Source organism: Lacinutrix mariniflava (genome assembly GCF_001418015.1).
In the GTDB taxonomy this organism is placed as follows: domain Bacteria; phylum Bacteroidota; class Bacteroidia; order Flavobacteriales; family Flavobacteriaceae; genus Lacinutrix; species Lacinutrix mariniflava.
Genome location: NZ_LIQG01000027.1, coordinates 48,433 through 63,449 on the forward strand (window position 1 = coordinate 48,433; position 15,017 = coordinate 63,449).

Here is a 15,017-nt window from a genome sequence, read left to right on the forward strand (position 1 = left end):
TTTACATATTAAGACATGCAGAGTTTTAGAACAGAAATTGAAAATCCTATTGTAGAACAGGATATTATAGATTTAGCCAATAAGATTGAGCTTTTTCATAACGGAAAAATTGACGAAGAAAAATTTAGAAGTTTACGTTTAGCACGTGGTGTTTACGGTCAGCGTCAAGAAGGCGTGCAGATGATTCGTATAAAACTACCTTACGGAAAAGTGTTAAGTAAACAATTACGTCGTATTGCTGAGGTTTCAGACGAATATTCTAGAAGTAGATTGCATATTACTACGCGTCAAGATATTCAAATCCATTATGTCGATTTAAATCGTACGCCAGAACTTTGGGCAGAATTAGAAAGAGACGATGTTACTTTACGTGAAGCTTGTGGTAACGTTGTTAGAAACGTAACAGCTAGTGAAACTGCAGGTATAGATAAAGACGAACCTTTTGATGTTTCTCCTTATGCCGATGCTATCTTTAAATTCTTTTTACGTAACCCAATCTGTCAAGAAATGGGTAGAAAATTTAAAGTGTCTTTTTCTGGTACAGATGAAGATACAGGTTTATCGTACATGCACGATTTAGGTTTTATAGCTAAAATTGAAAATGGTGTAAAAGGTTTTAAAGTGATGTTAGGTGGTGGTTTAGGGTCGCAACCAAGACATGCAGACGAAATGTATAGTTTCTTAGCTTCAGATAAAATTATTCCTTTAATGGAAGGTGTTTTAAGAGTTTTCGATCGTTATGGCGAGCGTAAAAGTCGTGCTAAAGCAAGAATGAAGTTCTTATTAAAAGATATCGGTTTAGAGGCTTTTAAAGCTTTAGTTGAAGAAGAGCAAGATGCAATCGAATTTAAAACAGTTACTATAGACGAAGCTAATTACACCGCTTCAACTCCAGTTTCTATTGAAGCTCCAAAGGTTGAGATAAAAGATCAAGAGGCTTTTAATTTATGGAAGGCAACTAATGTTATTCCACAAAAGCAAGACGGTTATGTTGCTATTGGTATTAAAGTATTATTAGGAGATTTCTACACGGACAAAGCACGATTATTAGCAGATTTAGTAGAACAATATGCAGCAGGAGAAGTGAGATTAAGTTTAAGACAAAACATATTAATTCCTTTTGTTAAAGAAGAATTGTTAACCTTTTTCTATACTGAATTAGAAAAATTAGGCTTTGCAGAAGCAGGTTATAATAAAGCCGTAGATATTACAGCATGCCCAGGAACAGATACTTGTAATTTAGGTATTTCTAGCAGTACAGGAATTGCTGAAGAATTAGAACGTGTTATAAAAGCAGAGTATCCACAATACTTATCTAACGAAGATTTAGTCATTAAAATTAGTGGTTGTATGAATGCTTGTGGACAACATAATATGGCAAATATTGGTTTTCAAGGGATGTCTATTCGTACAAAAGATAAATTAGTTGCACCAGCATTACAAGTGCTTTTAGGTGGCGCAAACCTTGGAGATGGTAAGGCTTATTTTGCAGATAAAGTAGTAAAAGTACCAAGTAGAAGAGGTCCAGAAGCTTTACGTCGTATTCTTAATGATTTTGAAGCTAATGGAAAGGGCCAATCATTTGGGGAATATTATATAGAAAAAGGTGAAAAGTATTTTTACAGTCTACTAACAGATTTATCTAATGTAGACAATCTAACACAAGACGATTTTATTGATTGGGGAACCGACGAAGAATACGTTAAAGCTATTGGTGTTGGAGAGTGTGCCGGTGTTGTTATCGATTTAATTGCAACTTTATTTCTTGAAAGTGATGAAAAAATTGAAGAGGCAAAACAGTCTTTCGATAACAAGGTCTATTCTGGAGCAATCTACGAAGCGTATCGCTCGATGGTTAATTCCGCGAAAGCGATATTAATATCAGAAGACATTAAAACAAACACACAAGCAGGTATAATCAGTCAGTTTAATGAGTTGTTTATCGATACAAAAAAAATAGACTTAGGTGTTTCTTTTTCAGATTTAGTGTATCAAATAAAAGTACACGCTCCAACTCAAGAATTTGCATTGCGTTACATAGAAAATGCAGAACAGTTTTTAGAAAAAGTAAGAGGTTTTAGACAGAAAGCAGTAGCTACTAGTTAATACTATTAAAAATAAAGTTCCATGATAAATCCAAAATTAACAGTTGTTGGCGCCGGACCAGGCGATCCAGACTTAATAACATTAAAAGCTATAAAAGCAATACAATCTGCCGATGTTATTTTGTATGATGCTTTAGTAAACGATGAATTATTAGACTACGCATCTAAAACAGCAGAAATTATTTTTGTTGGAAAACGAAAAGGATGTTATGCGTATCAACAAAGTCAAATAAACGAGTTAATAGTAGAACGTGCTTTAAGATGTGGTCATGTTGTACGTTTAAAAGGAGGTGATCCTTTTATTTTTGGTCGTGGAGCAGAAGAGTTAGATTATGCTAAGGAATATGCCATAGAAATTGCGGTTGTTCCCGGTATTTCTTCATCTGCAGCAGTGCCAGCTTATCAAGGAATTCCTTTAACTAAACGTAATGCCTCAGAAAGTTTTTGGGTGATTACAGGTACAACGAAATCACATCAAATATCTAGCGATATTTCATTAGCGGCAAAATCTACAGCAACAGTTGTTATTTTAATGGGAATGGGAAAACTAGCAGAAATTGTAGAGATTTTTTCTTCGGAAGGAAAACAAAATACTGCAGTTGCAATCATTCAAAATGGGACACGAGAAAACGAGAAAGTCGGCATTGGGACTATTAATACTATAGAAGCTATTGTTGAAGAAAAGCAATTATCTACTCCAGCAATCATTATTATTGGAGAAGTGGTTAATCAACGTGTAGATTTATCTTCAGTTTATGAAAAAGCAAATAAAGCACCTCAATTTTCACAACCTATTTCAGCTTAGAACATATGGAAAGGAATAATTTGTATCCTATTTTTTTAAAGGTTAAAAATCTGCAAGTACTTATTGTGGGTGGCGGTAATGTAGCTGAAGAAAAATTAACATTTTTATTAAAATCGAGTCCTGATGCACATGTAACTATGGTTTCTCCAATGTTTAGAGAAGGGACTATTGCAATAGCAGATACAGGATGCGTAACAAGAATCAAGGACACTTATAACGATAGTTATCTCGAAGGAAAGCATATGGTTGTTGCAACCACAGATATTCCAGAAGTTAATGTGCAAGTGTATAACGATTGTCGTGCGCAAAGTAAATTAGTAAACGTTGCCGATAATCCGCCATATTGTGATTTTTATATGGGAGGCATTGTAACAAAAGGTAATGTAAAAGTTGCCATTTCGACTAATGGAAAATCACCAACTACAGCAAAACGATTACGTCAGTTTTTTGAAGACGTAATACCAGAAAATATAGACGATTTAGTAAAAAATCTTAATGTTTATAGAAAAACTATAAAAGGAGATTTTGAACAAAAAGTGGAGACATTAAATGAATTTACTAAAGGCTTAGTAGAAAAAATAAAATAGTATGATTAAAACAGATATATTAATAATAGGAGCAGGACCAACAGGTTTATTTACTGTATTTGAAGCAGGATTGTTAAAATTAAAGTGCCATTTAATTGATGCATTACCACAACCTGGTGGTCAATGTTCCGAATTATATCCCAAAAAACCTATTTACGATATTCCTGGTTTTCCAGAAATATTAGCCGGAGATTTAACAGGTAACCTATTAGAGCAAGGCAAGCAATTTCAACCTGGTTTTACTTTAGGAGAACGTGCAGAAACGATAGAAAAGCAAGAAGATGGTAGTTTTATTGTTACAACAAATAAAGGTACACAACATCATGCTCCAATTGTTGCTATTGCAGGAGGTTTAGGTAGTTTTGAGCCTAGAAAACCTAAATTAGAAGGAATCGAGAAGTATGAAGATAAAGGTGTTAATTACTTTATTAAAGATCCTGAAGTTTACAGAGATAAAAAAGTTGTGATTGCTGGAGGTGGAGATTCTGCATTAGATTGGTCTATTTTTCTAGCAGATGTTGCGTCAGAAGTTACTTTAGTACATAGAAGAAACGAGTTTAGGGGCGCATTAGATTCTGTAGAAAAAGTGCAAGAATTAAAGCTTTTAAATAAGATAAACTTAATCACACCAGCAGAAGTTGTTGGCTTAAAAGGCGAAAACCATATCGAAGGTATTACTTTATCTAAAGGAGATGAAATTATAGAATTAGAAGCAGATCATTTTATTCCATTATTTGGATTGTCGCCAAAGCTTGGTCCAATTGGAGATTGGGGATTAGAGATCGAAAAAAATGCAATAAAAGTAAATACAGTAGACTACCAAACAAATATTCCAGGTATCTTTGCTATTGGTGATGTTAATACATATGAAGGGAAACTAAAATTAATTCTTTGTGGATTTCATGAAGCAACATTAATGTGTCAATCTGCATATAAAATATTAAATCCAGGCAAGAAGTTTGTTTTAAAATATACTACAGTAAGTGGTATAGATGGATTTGATGGAACACGAAAAGAATCACCAAAAGCAGTTGTAAAGGCTATAGTATAATGGAAGATGTTACTTTACATATTACAGATCGCGAAGGCAAAAAACATAGTGTTTTAGCACCTACAGATATGGCAATGAATGTTATGGAGGTTATTCGTTCTTACGAGTTAGCTCCAGAAGGAACCGTTGGTATTTGTGGAGGTATGGCCATGTGCGCTTCGTGCCAATGTTATGTGAATTCGGATAACGAAATTAATGCAATGGAAGACGATGAGGATGCTATGTTGTCTGAAGCTTTCAACGTAAAAGATAACAGTAGATTAAGTTGTCAAATTCCTATTACAGATGCTTTACATAATTTAGAAATAGAATTGGCTCCAGAAGTTTAAATAATAATAAGATGCAAGAGACATTGCAAATTCCATTTAGGTTTAAAGAAAAAGTAGAAGAACTCGCAAAAGAATTATTCTATTGCGCATTAGAATCTTCAGATAAACAAATAGAACTCCTTAAGAATATTAAGGAGTCCTTTTTTTATATATCTAAAGCCTTAGATTGTGGTATTTGTAATACAAAATGGGAGCAATTTGTAATCGGAATTAAAGCATTAAAACCAAAATTGCAATTAGATGCAGAAGCTGCATATAATAACGATCCGGCTGCTAAAAGTGTTAGAGAGGTATACTTAGCATATCCAGGTTTTTATGCTATTGCCATGTATCGCATAAGTCATATTTTATGGCAAATAGATATTCCTGTTTTACCACGTATGATTTCAGAATATGCACATGGAGTAACAGGTACAGATATTCATCCAGGAGCAACCATTGGGCATTCGTTTTTTATAGATCATGCCACTGGAGTTGTTATTGGTGAGACTGCATTAATACATAATCATGTTGTTATTTATCAAGGCGTAACTTTAGGAGGAATTACAGTAGAAAAAGCATTAGCAAACACTAAAAGGCATCCTACAATTAATGATCATGTTACAATATATGCGAATGCTACTGTTTTAGGAGGAGATGTTGTAATCGGTAAAAATAGTATTATTGGTGCAAATGTTTGGATCACTAAGTCTATTCCAGAAAATTCTATTGTTACCTACAAGTCAGATATTAAAATAACAAAAAGATAACGTTATGAGTATTTTAAAACAAATAGGAAACACACCTTTAGTAGAAGCTTCAAATTTAGTGTCTAAACCTAATGTTAAGCTATATCTAAAGTTAGAAGGTAATAATCCAGGCGGAAGCGTTAAAGATAGACCAGCTTATAATATGATTGCCGAAGCCGTAAAGCGAGGTGACATAAAAAAAGGAGGTCATTTAGTCGAAGCTACAAGTGGTAACACAGGTATTGCTTTAGCTTATGTAGCAAGTCTATTTGGTATAAAAATATCTTTAGTCATGCCAGAAAACTCTACAATAGAACGTGTAAAAACAATGCGAGCTTATGGAGCTGAGGTTATTTTAACAGCATCAGACAGAGGTATTGAAGGTTCTAGAGATATCGCCTTTAAAATGCGAGACGAAAAAGGATACCTTTTATTAAATCAGTTCGAGAACGACGATAACTGGAAAGCACACTACAAAACAACAGGACCAGAAATCTGGAAAGACACGAAAGGTGAAGTTACTCATTTTGTCTCGGCAATGGGCACAACAGGAACCATAATGGGAACCTCTACGTTTTTAAAAGAACAGAATAAAAACATTCAAATTATTGGAGCGCAACCTATGGATGGTTCAAGAATTCCTGGTATTCGAAAATGGTCGCCAGACTATGTGCCAAGTATTTTTAATCCATTAAAAGTGGATCAAGTAATAGAAGTAAGCCAAGAAGAAGCTGCTGCTATGACCAAGCGTTTAGCTAGAGAAGAAGGTGTTTTTGCAGGCATGAGCAGTGGAGGATCTGTAGCAACAGCCTTAAAATTAATAGAAAACTTAGACCAAGGCGTTGTGGTTGCCATTGTTTGCGATAGAGGTGATCGTTACCTGTCTTCTACCTTATTCGATTAAGCACTTGAAAATTATAATCTAATAAGTAATATTTAGTTTACTTTTGCCTTCTAACAAATTTGCTTGATGAGGTATTTACTTTACGCTTATATTCTATTTTTTTCTATCAGTATTTCTGCTCAAGAAGAAAAAGATCCTTTTACCATAGATGTTAATTATTTCTATGGAAATATAGCAGAACACAATACCGATATTTCACATTTAATTACTGGTCATCCTTCTGGTGTTTTATTAAGTTTTAATCAAAAAACTTTTGGTAAAAAAGCTTGGGAAAGTAGATTTAATTATCCCGATTTTGGAGCATCAATTATCTATCAAAAATTTAATAATGAGTTTTTAAGCGAAAACATAGGAGTCTATGCACACTATAATTTTTACTTTTTTAAACGGAATGTTATGTTTCGCATAGGTCAAGGTCTTGCTTATAATGATACGCCTTATGATAAGGTTGAGAATTTTAGAAACAATGCTTTTGGATCACACTTATTAAGTTCCACTTATTTAATGTTAAACTATAAAAAGGAAAATATTTTTAAAGGCATAGGTCTTCAAGCTGGTTTTTCTTTAATTCACTATTCTAATGCAAACGTAAAGGCACCAAATAGTTCTATAAATAGTATCGCTTTTAATATAGGAGCAAATTATATTTTTGATTCCGAAAATCCAACAGAATATATTCCATCAACCGAAGAGAAATTTTTTAAAGAAAAAATAAAGTATAACGTTGCCTTTAGAACAGGAGTAAACGAAAGCGATGTTATAAATACAGGGCAGTACGCTTTTTATGTTGTATCTGCTTATGCAGATAAACGATTAAATAGAAAAAGTGCTATTCAAGTGGGAACAGATGTGTTTTTCTCGAATTTTCTAAAAAAACATATACAATATAAAGCCGTCGCTTTTCCTGAAGATAATGTAAGTGGAGATGAAGATTATAAGCGTGTTGGTATCTTTGTTGGGCACGAACTATTTATTAGTAAAACATCACTAATAACACAATTGGGTTATTATGTATATTATCCTTTCGATTTCGAAGGTCGTGTGTATAACAGAGTAGGGCTAAAACGCTATTTTGGAGATAAAATTTATGGAGCACTAACTTTAAAATCTCATGGAGCCAAAGCAGAAGCAGTAGAATTAGGAATTGGAATACGATTATAAGATGAAAAAAATAGCATACATATTTATAATATTACTTTTTGCAAGTTGCGATAACGATAACGCACCAGATTGTTTTAAAAATGCAGGAGATATAATTGAAAAAGAAATTATAGTAACACCATTTACAGAAATCACCGTTTTTAAAAACATAGAATTAATCGTTACAGATGGGCTAGATTACACTGTAAAAGTAGAAACAGGCGAGAATTTAATTGATGAAGTAACGGCAGTAGTTGAAAATGGTAGATTGTTAATAAACGACAATAACGGCTGTAATCTTACAAGAGATTACGGTTTAACTAAAGTATATGTTAGTGCTCCTAATCTAACTAAAATAAGGAACAGTAGCCAATTTACAGTACGAAGTAATGGTGTTTTAAATTATCCAGATTTAGCATTATTAAGCGAAGACGATTCTGGCGATTTCTATAATAATGGTATTTTTAATCTCGAAGTAAACGCAACAAATATCTCTGTAGTAATTAATAATACAACCACAGTTTATATTTCTGGAACAACAACTAACCTACGCGTTAATCATGCCTCTGGCGATGGTCGATTTGAAGGCCGAAACCTTATTGCAGATAATGTTACCATTTACCATCGTGGCTCTAACGATATTACTGTAAATCCGCAAGTATCCTTAAAAGGAAGTTTAGTAAGTACAGGAAACGTTATTTCTGTAAACACACCTCCAACTATAGTAGTAAACGAGCTTTTTGATGGTCGTGTAATTTTCGAGTAAAATTCATGTAACTATGGCGTTCCCTTTTTAAGCCGAAAAAGCTTAAAAACGTCAGGCTTTCCGCTATATCTTTCTGCTAAGCAGTTTCAAACTTGATTTGAGATCTCATTTTACAAAGCGAGGACATTAATTTAAATTTGTGTTTTTTTATATAGCACAAAGGATGCCGCATCAATCCTTAACGCGCTTACTCGGTTGGTTTACTCGAAATCTAAATTTAGAAGTGCATTTCATCGATTTCTATTTGTTATATACGCATGTTATGCGTTGTACTTTAATAATCTTAATTTGAGACAAATTTTAGTCCAATTATTGAAAAAATAAGCATTAAAATAAAAACGATTCTCCATAAATTAACAGGGTCTTTAAATATTAAAATTCCTAATAAAACTGTTCCAACTGCACCAATTCCAGTCCAGACGGCATATGCTGTTCCTAATGGTAATGTTTGAGTTGCTTTGATTAGTAAAGTCATACTAATTCCTAAACAGATTAAAAAAGCACCATACCACCAATAAACCTCATTTCCAGAAGATTCTTTAGCTTTACCTAAACAAAATGCAAATAGCACCTCAAACAAACCTGCAATAACTAAAATTATCCAATTCATAATAAATTCTTTTTAAATATTTGACAAAGATTATATTATAAATTAAGTTGTCTTTTTACAAATGTTAAAAAACATTATTAATTAATTTTAGCTCTAATTCTACTTAAACTAACCTGTGTAATACCAAGGTAAGAAGCTAAATACCCTAATTTGACTCTTTTAATTAAGTCCGAGTTATATTTTAATAAATCACTATATTTTTCTTTAGCTGTTTTAAACTCTCTATTAATAAGTCTTTCTTCAGTTTTAATTAGTTCTTTCTCGGCAAATTTTCTTCCCCAATTTGCAATATGAACATCTTTTTTATATAAAATTTTCAATTCATCAGCTTTTAATTGATACATTTCACAATCTTCTAAAAGCGAAATATTTTCGTAACTAGCTTTGCTCTCAACATAACTCTTCATAGAAACAACCGTTTGGCCTTCTTTGCCAAACCAAAAGGTTATTTCAATACCATCATAATTTACGTAAGCTCTTACAATTCCCTTTTTAATGAAATATATATACTTTTCAATTTTGTTTGCCTTTATAAGTGTATGACCTTTTTTATGGTTTATTTCTGACACTATTTTTTTTAATGCTAATTTAGAATTCTCAGGAAGTAAATATATATCATCAAGAATTTCATCTATTTCCATTTGAATCTGTTTTTGTATTGCGCATAACTCGTTATATAGTTAGTTTTATTGTCGATATCCCGTAAAGATAATTTTTTTATAATACTATTCAAAGCGTTAGTTCTAAGCAGTCAACTCCCTAAACATGCTCTCTAAACTAGCATTTTTCTGGTTAAGCTGTAGAATCTTCAATTCATTATCATGTGCAAAATCAAACACATGTGAACGCATATCTTCTTTAGTAGAAAAGATAATTTCGTAAATAAAATCATGTGTATTTTTAACGCTTTTAGCATTAGGTAATTTTAGTAAAAAAGCATCTTCAACTCTATAGTCAAACTCAACAATAACGGTTTGCTCTTGTCCGTCACGAAGTTCTGTAAGTTTTTTATTCGCTACAATTTCACCTTTATTAATAATAATAACGCGATCGCACATGGCTTCAACCTCCTGCATAATATGCGTAGAAAGAAACACTGTTTTTTCTTTACCTATAGATTTTATTAACTGTCTTATTTCCACTAATTGATTAGGATCTAAACCAGTAGTAGGTTCATCGAGAATTAAAACGTCTGGATTATGTAATAAAGCATTTGCTAAACCAACACGCTGTCTATATCCTTTAGATAATTGGCTTATTTTTTTATGGGCCTCAGGCGCTAAACCTGTAAGCTCAATAACCTCTTCAATTCTAGATTTACTAACCTTATAAACATCTGCATTAAAAGCTAAGTATTCACGAACGTATTGCTCTAAGTATAATGGATTGTGCTCTGGTAAGTAACCAACACTTTGTTGTACTTGTTTGGCTTGAGATAAAATATCGTGTCCGTTTACAGCTGCTTGACCTTCTGTTGGGCTAATAAAAGTGGTTAATATTTTCATCATTGTAGACTTTCCAGCACCATTTGGTCCTAGAAATCCAACAATTTCGGGCTTATTAACTTCAAAAGACACATTGTTAAGCGCTTTTTGTTCACCATAAATCTTCGTTATATTTTCAACCTTTATAGACATCTTATATTCTTTCTTCAAAAATAAACATTCTGTAATTTAAACAAGGCTTTGTATAGAAATCTTTAAATCTTTAGCTAAAAGCTTAAAATTCATGCTTTAGTATTTTGATTTGTAAAATAATTATTTACTTTAGCACCATAATTATTATGAAAACATTTCAAATTACATATTACAGCTGGTTTTATTTCTTTTTTAGCGAAAAGAACGAGACTACTTATATGTAATTTTAATACACATATATTTAAACTAAGTCTCGATAATTTTATCGAGACTTTTTTTATATAATAATTTTAAAAAGAAATAGAATTTTGATTAAAACAGTAGCCATACAAGGAATTAGAGGGTCTTTTCATCACATCGTGTCACAAGACTACTTTGGAGAAGATACCGCGGTAAACGAATGTTTGTCTTTCGACGAAACCGTAGAAGCCTTACTTTCAGGAGAAAGCGAAGTTGCAATTATGGCCTTAGAAAACTCTATCGCAGGTTCAATTATACCAAATTATGCATTAATAGATACACATAACCTTCATATGGTTGGTGAGTATTATTTAGATATTCAACATAATTTAATGGCATTGCCCAATCAAAGTATTGAAGATATAAAAGAGGTGCATTCACATCCAATGGCATTGTTACAATGTAAAACATTCTTCAAAAATTATCCACATATAAAATTAATTGAAGATAAGGATACGGCCGATGTTGCTAAACGAATTCAAGATAAAAACTTAAAAGGTATTGCTGCAATAGCAAGTAGTTTAGCAGCTTCAATATTTGAATTAGATATTATAGCTGAAAGCATACAGACCATTAAACACAACGAAACTAGATTCGCTATTGTAAAGCAAAACAGTTCTCAAATTAGTAAAACTGAAATAAATAAAGCCTCAATTAAGTTCGAACTTGATCACAAACGAGGAAGTCTAGCTGCAATACTTAATGTAATGAGTGATTGCAAGCTAAATTTAACAAAAATACAATCTCTGCCTAAAATTGAAACACCATGGCTTTATGCCTTTTTTGTAGATGTTACTTTTAATAATTATCAAGATTTTGAAAAGGCAAAAGCAATTATAGAAATAATGGCAACACATTTAAAGGTATTAGGAGAATATAAAAACGCGAAGAAATAATGGAAGTTGCAAATAGATTACATAGCGTTGAAGAGTACTACTTTTCTAAGAAATTAAAGGAAGTTAATTTCCTGATATCTCAAGGGAAACCTATTATTAACTTAGGTATTGGTAGTCCAGATTTACAACCGCCTGGAAAAGTAATTACGGCTATTGCGGATAGTTTTATGTCAGCAAATGCTCATAAATATCAAAGTTATCAAGGTTTGCCAGAGTTGCGAGAAGCGATTGCAGGTTTTTATAAAAACCATTTTCAAGTAAGTGTTAGTGCGGCAACAGAGGTATTGCCACTTATGGGAAGTAAGGAAGGAATTATGCATATTTCTATGGCTTTTTTAAATAAAGGCGATGCGGTTTTAATACCAAATCCTGGATATCCTACATACACTTCGGTTACTAAATTATTAGAGGCAGAGCCAATTTTCTACAATTTAGATCAAGAAAATAATTGGTGCCCAAATATAGAAGAGCTTGAAAAACAAGATTTAAGTAAAGTAAAGATTATGTGGTTAAATTATCCACATATGCCAACGGGAGCAAAAGCGACTAAAGCAGTATTTAAAACACTAATTGCATTTGCTAAAAAGCATGATATTTTATTAGTGAATGATAATCCGTATAGTTTTATTTTAAACCAAGAACCATTAAGTATTCTTAGTGTAGAAGGTTCTAAAGATGTGTGTTTAGAGTTAAACTCTTTAAGCAAAACATTTAATATGGCTGGCTGGAGAGTTGGTATGTTACTTGGTAATCACGACTTGCTAACTGCTGTTTTAAAAGTAAAGAGTAACATGGATTCTGGTATGTTTTATGGCATACAAAAAGGAGCTATTGAAGCTTTAAACTCATCAAAAATGTGGTTTGTAAGCTTAAATAGTATCTACGAGAAGCGCCGTAAATTAGTTTGGGAATTAGCAACTAAATTAAACTGTACTTTCGATAAAGATGCAAGTGGATTATTTGTTTGGGCAAAGTTGCCACCATTTTTTAAATCCGAAGAATTTATAGATAATCTATTAAAAAACCATAATATTTTTATTACACCAGGAACTATTTTTGGTAGTCAAGGTGAAGGATATGTACGTTTTTCTCTATGTGCCACAGTAATAGAATTAGAAGCAGCAATTGCAAGAGTATGATAAATAATATTTACATAATAGGAGTTGGTTTAATAGGTGGTAGTTTGGCTTTAGATATAAAGAAAAAACGGCCAGATGCAACTGTTTACGGTATAGATAACAGCGAGCAACATTTAAATGAAGCAATAGAATTAAATGTTATAGATGCTAAAGCAACTTTAGACGATTTAGATAAAGCAGATTTGGTAATATTATCTATTCCTGTAGATGCCGCAGTAAAATTATTACCAGAGGTTTTAGATAAGATTTCAGATTTTGGTTTAGTTGTAGATGTTGGTTCTACCAAGTCAGACATTTGTAAAGTGGTAGAAAATCATCCAAAAAGAAGAAATTTTTTAGCCATGCATCCTATAGCGGGAACAGAGTTTTCTGGACCTAAAGCGGCTATTCTAAATTTATTTCAACATAAAACAAATATTGTGTGTGAAGTAGAAAAAACAGCATTTAAGCTTCAAGAAAAAGCATTAAGCTTGTTCTCAGAAATTGGTATGAGAATGCGTTACATGAACCCAGAGGCACACGATAAGCACATTGCATACGTATCGCATTTATCACACATTAGTGCATTTATGCTTGGTAAAACAGTAATAGAAAAAGAAAGGAACGAACGTGATATTTTCGATATGGCAGGTTCGGGATTTGAAAGCACAGTAAGGCTAGCAAAAAGTTCTCCAGCCATGTGGACACCTATTTTTAAGCAAAATAAACATAATGTTATTGAAAGCTTAGAAGGGTACATTGCTAATCTAACACAGTTTAAAAATAGAATGCAAAACGACGATTTTGAAGGTGTTTTTAATGAAATGAAAGACACAAATTATATTAAACAAATATTAAACGGAATAAAATAACATCAATTTCTTGTAAGGATATTGTATTGAATTCGTTTCAATATTTAACTTTATAAGTACAATAAAAAGTAGGATTATGGAAAACAAAAAAGAAATGAGAAACTGGTTGACTGACATGGCGTTAGATCATCCATTAGTGATCGCTGGACCATGTAGTGCAGAGACGGAAGAACAAGTTTTAAAAATCGCTCACGAGCTTAAAGATACAGATGTTAGTTATTTTAGAGCAGGTATTTGGAAACCACGTACACGTCCAGGAATGTTTGAAGGTGTTGGTGCTTTAGGTTTAAATTGGCTTAAAAAAGTAAAGGAAGAAACAGGAATGAAAACCTGTACAGAAGTTGCAAATGCAGCACACGTAAAGTTAGCAATCGAGAATGATGTAGATTTACTTTGGATTGGAGCACGTTCTACGGTAAGTCCATTTATCATGCAAGAATTAGCAGATGCTTTAGCTGGAACAGACAAAATTGTTTTAGTTAAGAATCCAGTAAATCCAGATTTAGCTTTATGGTTAGGTGGAATTGAAAGATTATATACTGCAGGTATTAAAAATTTAGGTGCAATACACAGAGGTTTCTCTACTTACGAGAAAACGAAGTATAGAAACATTCCAGAATGGCAAATAGCTATCGAGTTTCAAAACAGATTTCCAGATTTACCATTAATTAACGACCCTTCGCATATTACAGGAAAACGAGATATGGTTTTCGATGTGTCTCAAACGGCTTTAGATCTTAATTTCGATGGATTAATGATAGAAACGCATTTCGATCCCGATAACGCATGGAGTGATGCTGCACAGCAAGTAACGCCTACAGCATTGATTCAAATGATGACGGATTTAAAAATTAGAAAGCAAACAGATCCAGAAGCAGAGTACAACAAAGAGTTAACTAATTTAAGAGCTCAAATAGATGTTGTAGATAATCAGCTTATAGATTTAATGGGCAAGCGTATGCAAGTAGCAGATGGTATTGGTCAATTAAAGAAACAAAAAAATGTTGCTGTTTTACAAAGTAAACGTTGGAACGAGATTTTGGGTAAAATGGTACTTCAAGGAGACGAGAAAGGTTTAAGTGAAGAATTTATTTTAAAACTGTTTAAAGCAGTTCACCAAGAGTCTATAAATCATCAAGAAAAAGTGATTAAAGGATAATTAAATTTTATTATAATAGTTGTTTATATTTTAAACAACACAACTGTTAAAAAGAGTTTCAATATTTTGA

General features: G+C 32.5%; 16 protein-coding genes. 13 read left to right on the top strand and 3 right to left on the bottom strand.

The genetic code is table 11. From position 1 onward, the window contains the following. Positions 1 to 15 precede the first annotated feature (15 nt). From ASC44_RS12710 to ASC44_RS12750, 9 genes are all read left to right on the top strand, one after another. Entirely contained in the window at positions 16 to 2,106 is a 2,091-nt protein-coding gene (locus ASC44_RS12710; protein ID WP_055448006.1) for a HEPN domain-containing protein, read from the top strand. Positions 2,107 to 2,127: 21 nt separating this feature from the next. Next, positions 2,128 to 2,910, top strand: coding sequence for a uroporphyrinogen-III C-methyltransferase (cobA, locus tag ASC44_RS12715; RefSeq protein WP_055448007.1), 783 nt, complete (start codon positions 2,128 to 2,130; stop codon positions 2,908 to 2,910). Positions 2,911 to 2,915: 5 nt separating this feature from the next. Beyond that, complete coding sequence (locus tag ASC44_RS12720) at positions 2,916 to 3,497, top strand: precorrin-2 dehydrogenase/sirohydrochlorin ferrochelatase family protein (RefSeq protein ID WP_055448008.1); 582 nt, start codon at positions 2,916 to 2,918, stop codon at positions 3,495 to 3,497. A gap of 1 nt (position 3,498) precedes the next feature. After that, positions 3,499 to 4,548 carry an NAD(P)/FAD-dependent oxidoreductase gene (locus tag ASC44_RS12725; protein ID WP_055448009.1) on the top strand — a complete coding sequence of 350 codons (1,050 nt, stop codon included), beginning with the start codon at positions 3,499 to 3,501 and terminating at the stop codon, positions 4,546 to 4,548. Next, positions 4,548 to 4,877, top strand: a complete 330-nt coding sequence (locus ASC44_RS12730; RefSeq protein WP_055448010.1) for a 2Fe-2S iron-sulfur cluster-binding protein — start codon at positions 4,548 to 4,550, stop codon at positions 4,875 to 4,877. Before ASC44_RS12725 ends, ASC44_RS12730 begins: the two co-directional genes overlap by 1 nt. An 11-nt stretch (positions 4,878 to 4,888) precedes the next feature. Next, positions 4,889 to 5,626, top strand: a complete 738-nt coding sequence (gene epsC / locus ASC44_RS12735) for a serine O-acetyltransferase EpsC (protein WP_055448011.1) — start codon at positions 4,889 to 4,891, stop codon at positions 5,624 to 5,626. A gap of 4 nt (positions 5,627 to 5,630) precedes the next feature. Further along, complete coding sequence (cysM, locus tag ASC44_RS12740) at positions 5,631 to 6,509, top strand: cysteine synthase CysM (protein ID WP_055448012.1); 879 nt, start codon at positions 5,631 to 5,633, stop codon at positions 6,507 to 6,509. 66 nt (positions 6,510 to 6,575) lie between these two features. Beyond that, positions 6,576 to 7,670 (top strand): acyloxyacyl hydrolase, encoded by a 1,095-nt coding sequence (locus ASC44_RS12745; RefSeq protein WP_055448013.1) that lies wholly within the window; start codon positions 6,576 to 6,578, stop codon positions 7,668 to 7,670. Between the two features lies 1 nt (position 7,671). Beyond that, complete coding sequence (locus tag ASC44_RS12750; protein ID WP_055448014.1) at positions 7,672 to 8,415, top strand: head GIN domain-containing protein; 744 nt, start codon at positions 7,672 to 7,674, stop codon at positions 8,413 to 8,415. Positions 8,416 to 8,698: 283 nt separating this feature from the next. Here ASC44_RS12750 and ASC44_RS12755 read toward each other — a convergent pair whose 3' ends face one another. The 3 genes from ASC44_RS12755 to gldA all read right to left on the bottom strand — a co-directional run bounded on the left by ASC44_RS12755 (position 8,699) and on the right by gldA (position 10,662). Further along, entirely contained in the window at positions 8,699 to 9,025 is a 327-nt protein-coding gene (locus tag ASC44_RS12755) for a DMT family transporter (RefSeq protein ID WP_055448015.1), read from the bottom strand. Positions 9,026 to 9,102: 77 nt separating this feature from the next. Beyond that, positions 9,103 to 9,666: a Crp/Fnr family transcriptional regulator gene (locus ASC44_RS12760; protein WP_055448016.1), complete on the bottom strand. Its 564-nt coding sequence runs from the start codon at positions 9,664 to 9,666 to the stop codon at positions 9,103 to 9,105. Between the two features lie 102 nt (positions 9,667 to 9,768). Beyond that, on the bottom strand, positions 9,769 to 10,662 hold the full coding sequence (gene gldA, locus ASC44_RS12765; RefSeq protein WP_055448017.1) for a gliding motility-associated ABC transporter ATP-binding subunit GldA: 894 nt from the start codon (positions 10,660 to 10,662) through the stop codon (positions 9,769 to 9,771). A 308-nt stretch (positions 10,663 to 10,970) separates the two neighbouring features. Between gldA and ASC44_RS12770 the strand changes: the two genes are divergently transcribed. The 4 genes from ASC44_RS12770 (at position 10,971) to ASC44_RS12785 (ending at position 14,947) form a co-directional block, all read left to right on the top strand. Next, complete coding sequence (locus ASC44_RS12770) at positions 10,971 to 11,798, top strand: prephenate dehydratase (RefSeq protein ID WP_055448018.1); 828 nt, start codon at positions 10,971 to 10,973, stop codon at positions 11,796 to 11,798. Continuing rightward, a complete protein-coding gene (locus tag ASC44_RS12775; RefSeq protein ID WP_083476300.1) occupies positions 11,795 to 12,937 on the top strand; it encodes a pyridoxal phosphate-dependent aminotransferase in 1,143 nt (380 codons plus the stop codon). Before ASC44_RS12770 ends, ASC44_RS12775 begins: the two co-directional genes overlap by 4 nt. Continuing rightward, positions 12,934 to 13,788: a prephenate dehydrogenase gene (locus ASC44_RS12780; RefSeq protein WP_055448020.1), complete on the top strand. Its 855-nt coding sequence runs from the start codon at positions 12,934 to 12,936 to the stop codon at positions 13,786 to 13,788. The genes ASC44_RS12775 and ASC44_RS12780 overlap by 4 nt, the downstream gene beginning before the upstream one ends. Before the next feature lie 76 nt (positions 13,789 to 13,864). Further along, positions 13,865 to 14,947, top strand: coding sequence for a bifunctional 3-deoxy-7-phosphoheptulonate synthase/chorismate mutase type II (locus ASC44_RS12785; RefSeq protein WP_055448021.1), 1,083 nt, complete (start codon positions 13,865 to 13,867; stop codon positions 14,945 to 14,947). The last annotated feature ends 70 nt before the right edge of the window (positions 14,948 to 15,017 follow it).

Coding starts and splice junctions, on each gene's coding strand:
- ASC44_RS12710 (WP_055448006.1), top strand. CDS start 16: ATGCAGAGTTTTAGAACAGAAATTGAAAATCCTATTGTAGAACAGGAT.
- cobA (WP_055448007.1), top strand. CDS start 2,128: ATGATAAATCCAAAATTAACAGTTGTTGGCGCCGGACCAGGCGATCCA.
- ASC44_RS12720 (WP_055448008.1), top strand. CDS start 2,916: ATGGAAAGGAATAATTTGTATCCTATTTTTTTAAAGGTTAAAAATCTG.
- ASC44_RS12725 (WP_055448009.1), top strand. CDS start 3,499: ATGATTAAAACAGATATATTAATAATAGGAGCAGGACCAACAGGTTTA.
- ASC44_RS12730 (WP_055448010.1), top strand. CDS start 4,548: ATGGAAGATGTTACTTTACATATTACAGATCGCGAAGGCAAAAAACAT.
- epsC (WP_055448011.1), top strand. CDS start 4,889: ATGCAAGAGACATTGCAAATTCCATTTAGGTTTAAAGAAAAAGTAGAA.
- cysM (WP_055448012.1), top strand. CDS start 5,631: ATGAGTATTTTAAAACAAATAGGAAACACACCTTTAGTAGAAGCTTCA.
- ASC44_RS12745 (WP_055448013.1), top strand. CDS start 6,576: ATGAGGTATTTACTTTACGCTTATATTCTATTTTTTTCTATCAGTATT.
- ASC44_RS12750 (WP_055448014.1), top strand. CDS start 7,672: ATGAAAAAAATAGCATACATATTTATAATATTACTTTTTGCAAGTTGC.
- ASC44_RS12755 (WP_055448015.1), bottom strand. CDS start 9,025: ATGAATTGGATAATTTTAGTTATTGCAGGTTTGTTTGAGGTGCTATTT.
- ASC44_RS12760 (WP_055448016.1), bottom strand. CDS start 9,666: ATGGAAATAGATGAAATTCTTGATGATATATATTTACTTCCTGAGAAT.
- gldA (WP_055448017.1), bottom strand. CDS start 10,662: ATGTCTATAAAGGTTGAAAATATAACGAAGATTTATGGTGAACAAAAA.
- ASC44_RS12780 (WP_055448020.1), top strand. CDS start 12,934: ATGATAAATAATATTTACATAATAGGAGTTGGTTTAATAGGTGGTAGT.
- ASC44_RS12785 (WP_055448021.1), top strand. CDS start 13,865: ATGGAAAACAAAAAAGAAATGAGAAACTGGTTGACTGACATGGCGTTA.